Source organism: Paraglaciecola arctica, from assembly GCF_018861065.1.
Classification (GTDB): Bacteria; Pseudomonadota; Gammaproteobacteria; order Enterobacterales; family Alteromonadaceae; genus Paraglaciecola; species Paraglaciecola arctica_B.
This window is the reverse complement of sequence record NZ_JAHKQO010000017.1, coordinates 50,244-66,387: the sequence shown is the minus strand read 5'-3', so window position 1 is coordinate 66,387 and position 16,144 is coordinate 50,244. Positions and strand designations below refer to the sequence as shown.

The following is a 16,144-nucleotide window of genomic DNA, read 5'->3' as shown; positions in this document are numbered from 1 at the left end:
AGCTATAGCTCAAAGAGTTTTGGTTTAAAATCACAATCTAAGTCAACATCTTATGGAAAACGCCCAAATTTATTGGGCGTTATAGATAGTGTGGTGTTTGTTTTACTTTAACTATCACATCTTCCAAGGTTTCAGTGGAATATGAATTTCGCTGTCGCTAAACCATTTAATTTCAAGAGGCTCGCCGGCATCAGCAATGGTTTCGTCACTTACATCTTTACCTGTGCCCATATTAACTTGAGCTCCGGTATTTTTATTGACGTTTAAAACTATCACCAGACGACTTCCTTTTTTAATAAGTTTCGAAGTCATGGTGCTGTTAACAATGGGAATAATGGTTTTTTGATTGGCAGTGAGCAACTGGCGTTGACTCATATCACCTGCGTAACTGGCTCGGCTAATATATCGAGATAACGCAAATGTCTCGCCATTTTCCTTTAGTTCGTAAAACTTAAAGCCGATGTCCAAATCTTTCTTGTTGATTGCTAAAGCAAAATGACCAGTAATTGCACCTGTTAATTCTTGAGATCTTTGAAACTTTTCAGTAACAAAAACTAAACCGTTGGGTTCGTCCAATTGCTTTTTAATGACTTGCCACTCTTGGGCATTGTGCTGGGCTTGTCTGTCACTCATATCAACCCTTTGAGAAATGTAATCAGTAGCATTTTGTGGTTGTGTGGTCAGGGCATAATGTTTGTTGTTATCTTGTTTTGCCCCTAAATAATAAGTGACTCCTTGTTGATTGAGTTCAGTCAATGAGGGTTTATGTTGCCAAGTATTACTATCCATCAATTGATAGTTGACCTTTTCTTTAATCAGCTTTGGTTTAGGTTTGTTGAATAACACGTGATCAAACCATTCAAAGGTAATTTCCTGAGTATCTTTCTGTAGCGCCACTTCATCCAATTTATAATTACTATGGTAAGTCCGCGGAATACCTTGAGCTGTGCCGTGATTATAAGGACCAATCAGCAAGGCGTGATCTGCATTCGGATTGTACTGGTTATGCTGATTGAAAAAATATGCTGCAGAAATCGAAGCGCCAAAATAGCCAGTAATACTCAATACTGGAATATTGATGTTTTTAAAATCTTGTTGATAGGGGAGCATGTTCTGATAATAACTATCGTAACTCGGATGACTTAACCATTTTTGAAACCAAGGGTTGGGGGTGCCCTCTATCTTATCAATGTCTTTAAAAGCACGGCCAGTTTCAAATAATTCGTCATAGGTTTTTTGCCAATGTTGCCAGTCGTTGTAAACTGAATGGTCCATCGTTTTATTGTTGGTAACATGGAATACCCATTGATAGTTAGGAGTGATAAAAATATTATTTTCAACGGGCAAGCCAACAAACGGATGGGCGGCTTCTATTGGAACAATAGTTTTTAGAGCCGGATGCATATGTTTTGCTGCGGCCCACTGAGTAAAACCCAAATAGCTGCCACCGTACATCACCACATTACCATCACTCCAAGGCTGTTTTGAAACCCAATCAATCACCGCAGTGGCATCTTCTCCATCACGCTCCCAAGGAATGATCTTATCAGGACTTTTGGCTTTACCACGGGTATTGGCACTGACTCCAACATAACCATGCGCGGCCGCGTGCATGGCTTGTTTAATTTCCCACTTTTCGTCAGCGTAAATTGTAAATTGCATGGCGCTTGCTCTTTTTTGCGTATCACCGCGTTTTCTTACCACTAACGCAGAGATACTCGCGCCATCTGGAGTTTTTATTAATACATCTGTGTCGACCACATAACGTTTGTTCTCTTCTGCAGCTATCATAGGCACCACAATTGGCAATACGCTTTGATAGGTTTTATAAAGCTGATAGTTGGAAATTAAGTCGATTGCTTGATAGATATTTAGGGTGTCGTTTTGCTGATAGTTTTTGAATAAGTCCAACATATAGTCCTGCCCCATAGACAAAGACCACCCCATAGTCGAACTGGTTTTGTATAGCTGCTCGTCTGAAATACTTAGCATCAAATGGGTAAATATTTTCGCTATTTGTTGTTCTAGGGTGGTGTTAGAAGACACACTAGTTTGCTGAGCCTGGGTATAAAGTGAATGATGATAAAAGTTGATTGGATATTTCTGCTCTTCTATCAATTTTGTGGTTTTATTGTGCTGCGCGAGTATTGAACTTAGGGATATGCCCTCTTGTGCCGTCAATTCTGATGGATGGGTGGCATCAATTTTTAAAGCAAGTGCCCTGAGTTGTTGCTTAAATTCATTTGATTGCAGTAAATCAATCGCCTGCTGTTTGCTCTGAACTTTATGTTCTAGTAGCGCTTTTGGCGTCGCAAATTTGTGAAATTGCTCAGGGTTATCCTGTGCGCTGGCAATCATAGGCATAAAAAGTATTATGCCCAAAATGTAATACTTGATCACTATACTCACCCAAAGGCTGTGTTTTGAAAATGTCATATTTAATTTCCTTGTAGTCCGCAGTTATTCGTTAGTTTGCGTGGCTAACAATAGTGTGAGGAAGTAATGAAGTAGTGATAAATCAGTGACGAGTTGTGACTTTTGGTGACCGCTTTATATCATTGTGTTATTTTTCCGTGACTTAACTAAATTTTTGGAATCCGATGCGTTGGCAAATTGAAGGGTTTGTGTTTTGTGAAAAACAACAAACTTTAAGATTCGAGCAAGAAATATTACAACTCGAGCCTATGGTGGTTGAGTTGCTCGCTTATTTTTGCCGACATACTGATGAAATAATTAATCGCGAACAACTTATTGAAGAGGTGTGGCGAGGACGAATCATTACCGATAATGCTGTTACTAAAGTCATTAATAAGTTGCGAAAAAATCTCAATGACGATCCTAGAAAGCCACTTTATATCGCTACATTTCCTAAAAAAGGTTATAGGTTTATAGCCACTGTTTCTGAATTACCTGAAGATCCGCCCGCAGTTTCACCTGAGTCTTCAGCCGCACAGGGCAATCCAGCAACTCAAGATGAGCATCACTTTGTCATTTCAACTGCGAAGTTTCCTATAGCGGCAACATTTTTGGCCGTGGTTATTGTGGCATCATTAATCTGGATAACATTCGGACTCATGCAACATAAAACACATCAGCCCATTACTGCAGTTAAGGCGTTAACCCGCACCGCGGGAAATGATGCGTGGCCACAAGTTTCTCCCGATGGCAATTATCTTGCTTATATGGAATTCGCTGAAAAAAGAATTCATTTGTGGATAAAGTCTCTGGACGACGAACAAACCATCGAAATTACTCATAATGATAATGAAACCTTAGGATATGGTCCTGCTGCCTGGAATAGTGATGGCAGCAAACTGGTCTATCTAGTGGCATCACCCACTTCGTGCCAGTACTATTTGCGTGAAATCAATGGCTTAACCCTTGGCGAGGCAAAGTTAATCCACAATTGCCCCGCTGGAAGTTACGGGAGAATTAGCTTCACTCAAGATGACAATAAAGTGATTTACACCGAAACAGATGGCACTCCGTATACTCTGTTCGAAATGAATTTAACCACAGGTGCCAAACGTCGCTTAAATCAACCGCAACAATTTGTTGCTGGCAACAACCAATTTGACCTTCACCCAACCGAAAATAAACTGTTAATTTCCTCCCCTGATAAGCAACAGTGGGAGGGTTATTACTCTCTTGACTTAGACACGAATGAATTAGCATTATTATTTAAACAAGATGCCTTCATTTGTTGCGGAATATGGGATCACAGCGGGGAACGTGTGGTGTTAATGGGTGAGCATCCAGCGTATCAAATAGTCAGTTATGACCAAGCTGGCAAAGACCAACAGGTTATCTATTCTGGCAGTCAACAACTGCGCACTCCACTGCGACACGTGAACGGCAAAGACTACATGTTTATTGCGGGTTATGTGAATCAAAACGCACTATTTTATGACTTTGAAAAACAGACAGAGGTGTTTGTCGCTAACACCTCTGTAGACGACAGACTCGCGGTTTTTTCTCACCAAAACCAACAAATTGCCTTTGTTGGTTTAAGCACTGGAAGTGAAGAAGTTTGGCTTACCGATACCCAAGGAAAACACCTAACTAAACTCAGCAATTTTAATGATAATCGCCATATCATCGACTTGTTATGGTCATACAACGGCAACTATTTGTTAGGCTTGGGCCTTAATCAGATTTATTTAATTGACACTAAAACTGGCCATTCAGAACCCCTAAAGATTCCACAAATAGAGATGCGTGGTGTATCTTGGAAAAATGATCACGTTTTTGCCTATAGCACTGAAACTGAAAAAGGTTGGCGCGTGAATTATTATGACATTCACACTCATCAGGTTAGCTATGAAGACGAAAAGTGGGCATTCATCCAATACTCTGCCGATTCAGATGACATGTTATGGCAACATCAAAACGGCGAGCTATTCTTTTCAACTGAACAAAAACCATTAAACAATGAAGAACTGAATCAATTGAACCTAATGGCTGGCCGCCATTTCAAGTTAAAAAAAGTCGGTTCTAAATGGGCCTGGCAAGACTTCGTTGATGGAAAACGTCATTTGATGCTCAAAGATAACTTACAACAACCCGCTAGAAAACTATTTGAGATAGGAAGCTATCACTTTGACCTCTCTAAACGAGGACTGCTTTACCATACCACTGATAGTTTGCAGGCCGATATATACCAAACAGTCGCAGATTAGTAACCTTGGCCAGCACTCACTTTGGCGCCCCATAAAAGCAACAAAATTCAGAGTTAGAGATTTCCTTCAAATCTCTGAAATAATCGTAAATATATCTAACGTCTCGTAGTTTTTGAACTAGGCTCAAGGTTATTCAGTGACATGGACGACCGCGAATATGAACGCAATGATTTCACGCTTGGCTTTAGCTATTTCTCACTTGGCTTTTTTGGCTCTTGTAATAATTATTAATCATTCAGTTTTTGCTTCTGAAAAACAACCCAATACTAGCGCAAATAAAACGGGCCATTTCAAACAACAACTAGCCACTTCATACCATAACGACATAGTGGTTAAACATTATTGGATCAGTGAAAAATTAGACGGCATTCGAGCTCGCTGGAATGGTTCAGAACTGGTTACTCGCAACAATAATACTATTCATAGTCCTGCTTGGTTTACTAAAGATTTTCCATCACAAGTTATAGATGGCGAGTTATGGTTGGGCCGCGATAGCTTTGAAAAAACAGCGTCGATTGTTTTGCGCGACACAGCAACTGATGATTGGAAAAACATCAAATTTATGTTGTTCGATTTGCCTGAGCATAGCGGAACTTTTACCCAGCGATTAACTGCACTATATGAGGTAGCCGATACTATTGCCAGCCCCAATGTAAAGGTGATCCCACAATTTAAACTAGAAACACATCAACAACTCACCGAGAAGTTAGACTTTTTAGTGGCTAATGGTGCCGAAGGCCTGATGTTACATCACCAAAGAGCTTATTATGAACAAGGTAGAAGTAACAATTTACTCAAACTAAAAAAACACCAAGACGCTGAAGCAACAGTCATTGCCCACCTACCAGGTCAAGGTAAATATCAGGGTATGTTGGGCTCTATGTTGGTAGAGCTAGACTCAGGCATACAATTTAAAATCGGCTCTGGCTTTTCAGATGTACAACGACAAAATCCACCACCAATAGGCTCAGTTGTTACATTTAAATATTACGGACTAACCGCAAAAGGCATTCCGCGTTTTGCCAGCTTTTTACGTAACAAACCTGCAATGAGCGATATGAAAAAGTAAAGATATGTTGGTAAAAACTCTGTTGGACTTAAACGAACTGGTTACTGAGGTTTCCTAAGACTTGCCAAAAGGTGCTGCCACTGTATTTCAGCCATAAAGCGCAAACTTTAGATTACACCCTTGTTTTTCTTAAATTTTCTGACCTTAGCACGCATATTTTTCATGGGTGACGAGGTATTAAATTGGATCATTCTTCCCAATGTGTATTTTTGGTACCAAGCTAGACCATAAAGCTGATGGTCGCTCAGCGAGTCTATAAGAGATAAAACTTCATTTACTGTTTGTTTAAATTCGGATAATAAATCGCCATAATTCCAATCACGATATTCGTCGTGAAAACGTTGCGCTAGTTTGCCTAACTCATTCCATTTGTAACCGGTTTCTGGAAAGTCTACTGGCTCGTTTGCTGAAGATAGTCGCTGCCACTTAATCACGAGCTTCCCCCAACCGATTAAATAAGCCAGTGTGTCACTCACACTTATTTCAGTTCCTTTAACATTTCCTTCTACCCCCAGAGTTCTAGATAAATCGGCGGGAATACTTTCATAGTCTACAAGGATTTTGTCAAAAACCAGCTGAATAGCCAGTTGCAACTCGCGCTTATTAGTAGGGACTGATGCCAAAAGCCTCTCCAATCAATTGCCGCTGGCAATAACAGTAACCCATGAACGCATTACTTCTAAACGTGAACAGCCGGCTCTCGGCTTTAAACTTGTTAAGCAATTTTTCGAGCCTTAATTGCATAAATTAATGGTACCTGCTGGCCCTTGTGCAACATTTGATACCCCTTACCAGTAACATGCTCAAGACCTTCAAAGCAATCATAGGGGCTAAATGCATATTCGTTAAAAAACTCAATGATTAAGCCAACCGAAATTAAAGCATTGATGACCTCACTCAATGAGTGTGCCCAAGTTACTACTGTTGATTTGGTGCCATCGCAGTTTTCCGTGTACGTGCCTTCGTCTTCAATATCAGGTTCGATTTGTGGAAAATAGCGGTAACCACTCAGTAAGTCGTTAAAGGGATGAAATTCCACAAGGTGAAATTCTCCCCCCACCCTAAGTGAATTGGCAATAGTATTTGCCCATTTGTTTAGATTAGGAAGCCAGCACAACACACCATATGAAGTAAAGACAATATCGAATTTTTCTGTGTTTTCATTATCAAACTGATACACATCGTTAGCAATAAAAGTGGCCGGCAATCCTAATTGCGACTTCAGTATATTTGCCTGTTCTATCGCCGCAGCAGATAAATCCACTCCCGTCACCCTTGCGCCTAGTCTAGCCCAGGACAACGTATCTAAACCAAAATGACACTGAAGATGTAATAATTTTTTACCCTCAACATTACCCAGTAACTTAAGTTCAATGGCATTAAGCGACGACTTCCCAGCTTTAAAGGCTTCAACATCATAAAACTGTGATCCCACATGAACTTGGGTTCGCTTATCCCAAGCTTCCTTGTTAATTTCCAAATAATCCATTTTAGACTCCTATTTTTTAACAAGGGTGGCCTAGTAAGCAAGCTTTACCACAGTTTCAAATTAGAATTTTTAGGAAGTATTTTTAATAAGCCTTGATTGCCTTTTACGCCATAAACTAAAAATACTATGCCCATTAAAAAAATCGACAAACACATGGCTAGCGATTCTACTTGGTTATATGCCATAACAGGCGCCAAAACGATAAAAAGCAAACCTACAATAATCCCTAACAGTCTTATAACCATAATTCCCTTCCATCTATGCACCAATCTAAACGAAAAATTAGTAAAGTTTATATTTGAGCCCCATAGCATCACTCTGAATTTATGGAGGTTAAGCCCATTTTTATGCACTGTTCTCACTATAGGGTGTGAGTATCGAAACAGAACAAATGTTTTTGCTCAACTAAATACATCCTTCGATTGGGGTGTTAAAAAAGCTGGCGAATATTACACCAACGGAAACACTTGTGACATTATTGTGATGAGCTAGGTGTTACGGGAACCAATGGCGCGACTTTTTGATAGCCCATCTCCGCTAACCATGTTGCGGCAACTTTTTTATTGTTAAAACGCCGAATTATCAACTCACCTTTAGTGTCTTCTACTGATTTATCGAGTAAATACTCTTTTAAGGCATCGGGGGTGAACACTTCGGCGGAAATACTCAAGCCTTGCTTCACACACCAAGCAAGCGTCCTCTTTACTATAGGCTCGACTTCTGGTGTGCTTAATCCCCACTTTTCAAAGGATATGAGGTGAGCAAACTTACCACCATTTAGAGAAGGAATAGTGGAATGCATGGTCTGTTCAAAATCCAAGGCTTCGCATTCAGACCATTGTCCGACAATGTCTATATATATAATCTTTCCTTGCGTTTTTACTTGAAAAAACATCGACATATCATTCTACTCTTGCAGATCCTTTGCTCAATTGTAATACAAAATTAACTTAAGTCCGCAATTATCGTACTCAGCCTAATCGGTGAATTTTTGCATCTTTCATTACAACAATCTTACAAATTATTATATGCCGCAAATTCTGCCCAATTTTATCTGTTATCTATAAGTTTCGATATTCACTCGGAGTTTTCCCTGTTTGTTGTTTAAACGCTTTGTTAAAAGTCGACTTAGAATTAAACCCCACTTCTAAGGCAATTTCTAATATCGATAGGTTGGAATTTTCTTTTAGCTTTATTTTTGCGTCGTTAATTCGGTGTTGATTCACCAAATCAAAGAAGCTTAGCTTCATGTCTTGGTTAATAACCTGAGAAACATAATGCACGTTTTCAGCTGTTGCATCACACAAATTTTGTAACTTCAAGCCACTAACGTGGTGTATTTGTTTCTCTTCAAATTGGGCAAGAACTTTGGCGACGATACGCGCCCTTGTAGTCTTATCCAGTGGAGATTTGGCGTATTTGCTGCTTTCAGACTGATTGTTTGTTTCGGGAGCAAGGGACTGCAACATAGCTTGGTCTTCATAAGAGTATTTCCAACAACACTGAAAAATCGCATACAGTGCTGCAACTAACACTCCCACTTCACTGACTGTAATCAATAATTCCCAATCCATTGATGGGTCGAAAAGCATCACTTGGAGCATTCGACTCAAATTCAAAACCCAATTCGCTGCCATTACCCAAATCAATGCTCGCAACGCATTGAGTGCCGGTTCATCTATATTCGAAAACAAAAACTGAATAATACGCAATCTCTTACGAAACAATTGTAAACAACAAGATAAATACCAGGGCACTTGTAATAAATACAGCAATATCGCTGCTATCATAGTGCTGTGAATTGGTAAGGATAGCTCAGTGTTTGCACGAGCTGGATCGACCAATAAGGTGCTCTGGTTTGCTTCTATAAAAAGCGGTATACACAGAGTTGCTCCAGCAACAATTACCGCACATTGCCCCCAAGCAAGTGGCCATAATTTTGCAGGACGGTTTTGATCAATTTCTTTCGCAAACAACCATACACAAGGAGCCATCAAAAATGAGTTAGCCATTAACAGTGCTAACCAAGCGGCCTTGTAGGGCGTTTCGGGATGCACTAATAACCATTCAAAACCTAAACTTAAGCTTGCTAAAACCAGATACACCGAAAAATATCTCAAACTCAGGTGTACAAATAGTCGGCGACGTAATAATACAAAACCTAGACAAAAACTGATGCCCGTAAATAACAAGCAGGCTTGTAACAAATTCACTTAATTACTCCCCCAAAGACTCTGTAATGGTATTCGCCGACCGGATAGGTCGCAAACCGGTACCTCGCAAAATAGCATAAAAATTCACAAACAATGGAGATCAAATATATGTCACTTCAATCCTCGTTCACACTGTCTGTTTTATTGTCTATTTCGCTGTTAATTGCTGGGATACATGCTTGCTTTGCTGGCACTGTCGAAAAGCAAATCTTGAAATCTGCTGCACTCGAGAATACCTTAATAGGAATCTCTCCTGAAAGAAATGTCTACGTCTACCTGCCCGATGGGTACGATGAAAACAAGATCGATTATCCAACAATTTATTTCATATCTAATTTCGAGCAAAAAATCGATGAACAAGTAGTTAACGCCATTGATGAAGCCATTGCAAAAGGGGATATACCACCTAGTGTATTTGTTAGTGCTGACTATGATTTAAAGCAGGGGTTAAATTTTTTTGGTAACAATCAAGTTGTAGGTCGCTGGTTAGACTTTATTCATCAGGATTTATTGGGCTGGGTAGAATCTCGTTTCCGCGTAAAACAAGGTGCGCCACATAGAGCGATTAGTGGCCACTTTTTGGGAGGCTATGCAGCCTTAAAACTCGCCATGTTATATCCAAACACCTATGGCAGCGTTTATGCTTTACATCCTGTTGCCACAGACACAGGCGATATCCCTTTTCTATTTAAACCCGACTGGAACGAAATTCACGCCGCAAAGAATCATTCAGAACTACAAAAGCCCTATTCATCCCCCTTTGTTTCTATGGCGCAAGCACATCTTCCCAATGGGAATAAACCACCATTTTATGCGGATTTCATAGTAGAAAGAGTCGCTGGTGAACTTCAAGCAAATGTTACCAACATACGTAAACTAAAGCAGGTGTTTCATCTATCTGATCTAACACCCAAATACGCCGAAAACCTCACTAAATTGCGTGGCATTGGCATGGATTGGGGAAGAAACGACCAAAATTGGGACCATGTGATTGGCGCCAGACGCTACACAGTATTACTCGAAAACTTTGGCATTCAACTTAGCGCTGAAGAGCACGGAGGCAATGGCTGGGATTATCACTTTGAACCCAAGGGCAAAATTCGTTCGCGAATGTTGCCATTTTTAGGTCAACATCTGGCGCCTTAACTATTTGTGATGAGATTTGATAATTGATTAAGATAATTAACGTATAAAAGCTCACGCTGATATAAATAAACGTTAGACATATTCCAAGTAAACAATACAAATGAAAGGTAATCACCCGCAACAAATACAACATTTTTTTGGCCTCAATGTTTAAAATCGGCGGCGTGGTAAGAATTGTTTATATTTGGAAGTGACTAGAGTCTGTGATCAAAATAGTGTCCGTTTTATTTACACTTTAGTAAATAGTGTTAACCAAGAAAATACTAAATATCTGTTCTACCGTACATTTAATTCTTTGGTCCAAAATTTGCTTAAACCGAAATCGTGTAAACATCACGTTAACATTGTATGAATAATGTAAATTACTAAGTAGCCAAATTTTCTACAGAACAATTTACACTTAAGGAATAAGGAATATAAAAATGAAATCCAAATATCTAAATTTAACGCTTGCCAGTGCTATATTTGTCGCAAGCAGTATTGTTAATGTTGCGTCTGCTTCTTTAGAGACCTTAGAATTTAATAATGGTGATTCGTTGGGGGATTGGTTCGTTGATAGAGCAGCACCCGCTGGATTCCAAATTATAAACAATGAACTTGTAATGACTGTTGCAGGAGATTTACAACCAGACGCATTTCACGATACTCAGGGAATGCAATTAGATATCGGACAATCTAACTATATGTCTATCGATATGTGGATCGGTTCCGAATGGGATGTTGCTGGTCGTTACGGTGGAATGTGGGGAATTGGCTATAACTCCCCTGTACATTCGACTGCTAATAGGACCGACGAATATCCAATTTTGGAGTTTCAAAACAACCATACTGATGGTACAGGCGTTGCCAAATGGGAGTCAGGTCTCGGATGGGTTGTTCCACCATCGAGCCTATTTACTTTAGACGCGTTCAATACACTTGAAATTACGCTTATTGATAATATGTTTGAGTATTTTGTAAATGGTAATCTTGTTCATCAAGCCGCCGCAGTAGCAGATCATTTAGGTACAGTTATTCTAAACGGTTATAACACTCAATCGGGCAATGCTGGAGGTTATGAGGTTCGTTATGACAATCTTACGTTTGGCACGGTAGATGTACCTGAACCTTCAACACTGGCAGTTTTTGCACTAGCATTTGCAGCTTTAGGCTCGCGTCGTTTCTGTAAAAAGTAAGCGAACAATTACGTTGTCCTTTTGCACAAGGGCAAGGTATGTTTTTAACACGAGACCAGAAGCGCTCTTCTGGTCTTTCTTTTCACAATTCCATCAATCATCCATTAATTTCCTAGCTACCCTGTTGCACTTTTCACGTCTGCTTGAATTGAATGCTTGTCGCTTTTTTTGACGCCAGATTTGAAGCGATATTGTGATTTAATCACTCAGTCTTTTTCCTGAGGCGGGGTATTCACCCAGGGGGTATTGGATAGAGTTTGTGGGTATTTAGCTTCTTTTTCTAAAGCATCTAAATCTTTGATTAGCAGTTGATTGCGCTTTTTATCTAAGGTTCCGTCTTTTTTCCACTGTTGTAATTGTTTGTTCACTATCTGTCGGACGGTTCCAGACATGCGTGCTAAAGTGTCGTCGGTTAAACCTGTGACTATATGTTGCTGTTCATCTTCTTTTCCACTGATATAAAACTTAATTTTATTAATGTGCTTTAGAATGATACGACTTAAGCGTGTAGTCACATTATGCAATATCAAGCTACTGGCCAACTCCTCTTTTTCGCGCATTTTTTGCGCTAAATAAGGCATAAACTGTTGATTAAATTCTGGATAGCTCCACAACCACTGACGCATAGTTTCAAGTTTAACCGATAACAAGCGTATTTTGGTTAAAGGCGACACAATCACGTCATGGGGTTGGTCGTCGAGTAGTACAATCAAGTCAAAACAATCACCTGCATAGAGCATATCTAAGGTGGCTTCTCTACCTGTTTCAGGATTGCTTTGTTTAATCTCTACTTGCCCTTCAATGACCACAAAAAAGCGCTCTGTTAATAAGGCAGAATTAAAATAGTCTCCTTTTTGCCATTCGCTCAGTTGAAATTCTTGTTGAAAATCTTCAATTAACTTCGCCGGTAAATCCGCAAAAAGGTTAGCTTGTTTAACCAGTACTGGGCTAGCTTTGTGAGGTAGATGAGAAATGTTTTTCTCCATTGTAACTGTGAATGAGCTCTGACCTAGTAAGGATGATTATTCTAACGCTTTGAGGGCAAATAGCCAAACAACTAGATATCGTCAACATACCAAGCTTCTCATGCTAATTTATTGATTTTTATATCATTAAACCAACAAAAACTATTTAACCAATACTGTCATATTTGTGACAGAAGCATTTTTTTCTCTTGAGTATTATAGCGCCACTAACCAAACATCCTAAGTTAAACCAAAACATATTGGTCGGTTTCAACAAGGTTGTTTTTGTAGTCAAACTGCTTATTGGGAGACTGCCATAAAGCTTCAGACTTTTTTTATTAACTAATAGGTGATTATTATGACTAAGATTATTGGAATTGATTTAGGAACAACAAACTCATGTGTAGCTGTAATGGAAAGCGGCAAATCTAAAATTATTGAAAATGCCGAAGGTAACCGCACCACGCCTTCAATTGTGGCCTACGCAAACAACGAGACTCTAGTAGGTCAACCAGCAAAAAGACAAGCGATAACCAACTCCAACAATACCTTATTTGCGATTAAGCGTTTGATTGGCCGCAAATTTGACGACAAAGAAGTGCAAAAAGACATCGCTTTAGCCCCCTATAAAATTGTCAAAGCAAAAAATGGTGATGCTTGGGTTGAAGTTAACGGTAAAGCATTATCGCCACAAGAAGTGTCGGCGCAAATTTTACGTAAATTGAAAAAAGATGCAGAAGCCTATTTGGGCGAAACAGTCACCGATGCGGTTATTACTGTTCCGGCTTATTTTAATGACTCACAACGTCAAGCGACCAAAGATGCAGGTAAAATTGCAGGATTAAATGTAAAACGAATCATTAACGAACCAACCGCAGCTGCGTTAGCTTATGGCGTGGGTAACGCCAATAAGGCTGAACAAAAAGTGGTAGTTTACGATTTAGGTGGTGGTACCTTTGATGTATCGATCATTGAGATTTCTAATGAAGAGGGTGAAAAACAATTTGAAGTATTGGCCACCAACGGTGACACCTTTTTAGGTGGTGAAGATTTCGATTTACGCCTAATCAACTACCTAGTTGAAGAATTCAAAAATGATACAGGTATCGATATCCAGCAAGACTCATTAGCGCTACAACGGGTTAAAGAAGCCGCTGAAAAAGCTAAAATAGAATTGTCATCAGCGTTACAAACTGAGGTAAATTTACCTTACATAACAGCTGATGCCAGTGGCCCTAAACATTTAAATGTGAAGGTGACACGTTCGAAATTGGAATCATTAGTCGACGATTTGGTAAAAAGTACTATTGCTCCATGCGAACAAGCACTAAAAGATGCAGGTTTGAGTAAAAGTGAAATTAGTGAGGTCATTTTGGTGGGCGGACAAACCCGTATGCCAAAAGTACAAGAAGCGGTTAACGCGTTTTTTGGAAAAGAACCTCGTAAAGATGTCAATCCTGATGAAGCCGTTGCTATGGGCGCATCGATTCAATCTGGTGTGTTGTCGGGGGTAGTAGATGACGTGTTATTACTGGATGTTACACCTTTATCACTAGGGATCGAAACCTTGGGTGGTGTGATGACCAAGCTTATTGAGAAAAACACTACTATTCCATCACGCGCTGCTGAAACCTTTTCTACAGCAGAAGACAACCAAAGTGCTGTTACAGTGCATGTGTTGCAAGGTCAGCGCGAAATGGCAGCAGACAACAAGTCCTTAGGCCAATTTAACTTAACGGATATTAGCCAAGGGCCGCGAGGTTCAGTGCAAGTTGAAGTAACCTTTGACATTGACGCAAATGGTATTTTGAAAGTGTCGGCCAAAGACAAAGCAACAGGTAAGGAACAAAGCATTGAAATTACCGCTTCAAGTGGTTTAACCGAAGACGAAATTAATCGTTTGGTAAAAGATGGTGAACAACACGCTAGTGAAGACAAACTCAAGCGTGAGCTTGTTGAACAACGCAACCAAGCTGACCATTTGATTCATACTGTACAAACATCGATGGAGTCTTTAGCTGAAGAGCAACAAACCCAGCTTAAAACTTTAATCGAACAGTTGAAAATGGCGGTGAATGGAGATGACAAAGCTGCGATTGAAATGCGTCAAAAAGCATTGCAGGACGCTTACAGCGGCATAATGCAAGCACAACAGTCACAGCAACAAGCGCAGTCACAAAGCAGTCAGCAGCAAGGACATGCAGACAAAAATAGCGCTAACGATGATATTATTGATGCGGACTTTGAAGATGTCAGCAACGGATAATAATTGAAGCCAATATGAGTAGTACTCACGACTAAAAGCGCTTATCAAGTCTAACGTAAACGCCCTTAACATTTGATGTTAGGGGCGTTTTTTTGCATAAGTGAATGAGTGTGATTACCAAGGGTATTGTGTCGGTCTAATTACCGCAACTTCGCCCATCATTTGAATTGCATTGAATCATTGCGTTGAAAAAATGTAGTATATGGATTGCTATTTTATTTGTTAGCATTTTTCTACGCCCATTCTGCACTCTGCAGAGTTGAATTGCTCCAAAGGAAGGACAATGAGTTCAATTACGTATAATTCCGAATTTTGTCGTTATCTAAACTTTATTACTCTTATGGCGAGCATAAGCATAATTGGTATCACTTGTTTTGTTCTCTTGGGCACTTTTGTCGAAATCCCAGACTTTTATAGGCCAATTAGCAGCGGCGAAGCGACACATCCTTTGACAGCACTGTTATTTTTGCTGACGAGTGTTGTTATCACTGGTTATTTGAAACGTGAAGAAACTCACTCGTCTATACCTAAAATAAATATCCTGACATTTTTATTGGCTTCTATTGCTTTAATCGATAATTGGCAAGAAATGTTCTTTCTTGATGGATTAAACTCATATATTGGAGCCTTTGAATATGAAAAGTCGATTGGCTTAGGTATCCAAATTGGATCCAATACATCTTTAATGTTTTTGCTACTTACTGCCAGTTATATTTGTTCTTATTGCAAATACAGTAAGCCAGCCCTTAGTTTAGGACTGTGTGCGCTGTTAATAGTGGGGTTATCTTTAGTGGGATATGTGTTTAACGAGCCTACCCTATACGGACATATGTCACTAACCACAGTCTCATTGGGGCTACTAATATGTATAATGACAACACTTAAAGATCTGAGTCTTTCCTTTCTATCTGATGTATTAACCTCTCTGTCAAAATTTAAAATATTCATACTTTTTAGTGCCTTATTATTGATTCCCATCGCTGCCCAAGTATTTGTAATTTACCAATCTATTTTGGATGCGCGACTATTTAGCTGGTTACTGATCACAACACCTTGGGTAATCACCTATTTGGCCAGTCTTTATATTTTAGCTTTGGATGATGTATAGAGGATTTTTCGAATGAGCTGCGGATTTTTTAATT

13 protein-coding genes are annotated in these 16,144 nt (G+C 39.6%); 6 read left to right on the top strand and 7 right to left on the bottom strand.

What is annotated here, in order from left to right:
- Positions 1-114: 114 nt before the first annotated feature.
- Positions 115-2,436, bottom strand: a complete 2,322-nt coding sequence (locus KO534_RS07165) for a CocE/NonD family hydrolase (RefSeq protein WP_215928873.1) — start codon at positions 2,434-2,436, stop codon at positions 115-117.
- Between the two features lie 164 nt (positions 2,437-2,600).
- Between KO534_RS07165 and KO534_RS07160 the strand changes: the two genes are divergently transcribed.
- A complete protein-coding gene (locus KO534_RS07160; protein WP_215928871.1) occupies positions 2,601-4,679 on the top strand; it encodes a winged helix-turn-helix domain-containing protein in 2,079 nt (692 codons plus the stop codon).
- 136 nt (positions 4,680-4,815) lie between these two features.
- Positions 4,816-5,748 carry a DNA ligase gene (locus KO534_RS07155; protein WP_354667912.1) on the top strand — a complete coding sequence of 311 codons (933 nt, stop codon included), beginning with the start codon at positions 4,816-4,818 and terminating at the stop codon, positions 5,746-5,748.
- Positions 5,749-5,855: 107 nt separating this feature from the next.
- Here the strand turns inward: KO534_RS07155 and KO534_RS07150 are convergent, their stop codons facing one another.
- From KO534_RS07150 to KO534_RS07130, 5 genes are all read right to left on the bottom strand, one after another.
- Positions 5,856-6,371 (bottom strand): ClbS/DfsB family four-helix bundle protein, encoded by a 516-nt coding sequence (locus KO534_RS07150; protein ID WP_215928870.1) that lies wholly within the window; start codon positions 6,369-6,371, stop codon positions 5,856-5,858.
- Between the two features lie 92 nt (positions 6,372-6,463).
- A complete protein-coding gene (locus KO534_RS07145) occupies positions 6,464-7,237 on the bottom strand; it encodes a class I SAM-dependent methyltransferase (protein ID WP_215928869.1) in 774 nt (257 codons plus the stop codon).
- A 44-nt stretch (positions 7,238-7,281) separates the two neighbouring features.
- Positions 7,282-7,482, bottom strand: coding sequence for a hypothetical protein (locus KO534_RS07140; protein WP_215928868.1), 201 nt, complete (start codon positions 7,480-7,482; stop codon positions 7,282-7,284).
- 230 nt (positions 7,483-7,712) lie between these two features.
- Positions 7,713-8,138: a hypothetical protein gene (locus KO534_RS07135; protein ID WP_215928867.1), complete on the bottom strand. Its 426-nt coding sequence runs from the start codon at positions 8,136-8,138 to the stop codon at positions 7,713-7,715.
- 160 nt (positions 8,139-8,298) lie between these two features.
- A complete protein-coding gene (locus tag KO534_RS07130) occupies positions 8,299-9,450 on the bottom strand; it encodes a helix-turn-helix domain-containing protein (RefSeq protein ID WP_215928866.1) in 1,152 nt (383 codons plus the stop codon).
- A gap of 108 nt (positions 9,451-9,558) precedes the next feature.
- Between KO534_RS07130 and KO534_RS07125 the strand changes: the two genes are divergently transcribed.
- Both KO534_RS07125 and KO534_RS07120 read left to right on the top strand, forming a co-directional pair.
- Positions 9,559-10,596 carry an alpha/beta hydrolase gene (locus tag KO534_RS07125; RefSeq protein ID WP_215928865.1) on the top strand — a complete coding sequence of 346 codons (1,038 nt, stop codon included), beginning with the start codon at positions 9,559-9,561 and terminating at the stop codon, positions 10,594-10,596.
- A 422-nt stretch (positions 10,597-11,018) separates the two neighbouring features.
- Complete coding sequence (locus tag KO534_RS07120; protein WP_215928864.1) at positions 11,019-11,771, top strand: PEP-CTERM sorting domain-containing protein; 753 nt, start codon at positions 11,019-11,021, stop codon at positions 11,769-11,771.
- A 206-nt stretch (positions 11,772-11,977) separates the two neighbouring features.
- Here the strand turns inward: KO534_RS07120 and KO534_RS07115 are convergent, their stop codons facing one another.
- Positions 11,978-12,757 (bottom strand): Crp/Fnr family transcriptional regulator, encoded by a 780-nt coding sequence (locus KO534_RS07115; RefSeq protein WP_215928863.1) that lies wholly within the window; start codon positions 12,755-12,757, stop codon positions 11,978-11,980.
- 337 nt (positions 12,758-13,094) lie between these two features.
- Between KO534_RS07115 and dnaK the strand changes: the two genes are divergently transcribed.
- Positions 13,095-15,002 (top strand): molecular chaperone DnaK, encoded by a 1,908-nt coding sequence (gene dnaK / locus KO534_RS07110; RefSeq protein ID WP_215928862.1) that lies wholly within the window; start codon positions 13,095-13,097, stop codon positions 15,000-15,002.
- A 283-nt stretch (positions 15,003-15,285) separates the two neighbouring features.
- Positions 15,286-16,110, top strand: a complete 825-nt coding sequence (locus tag KO534_RS07105) for a hypothetical protein (RefSeq protein WP_215928861.1) — start codon at positions 15,286-15,288, stop codon at positions 16,108-16,110.
- The last annotated feature ends 34 nt before the right edge of the window (positions 16,111-16,144 follow it).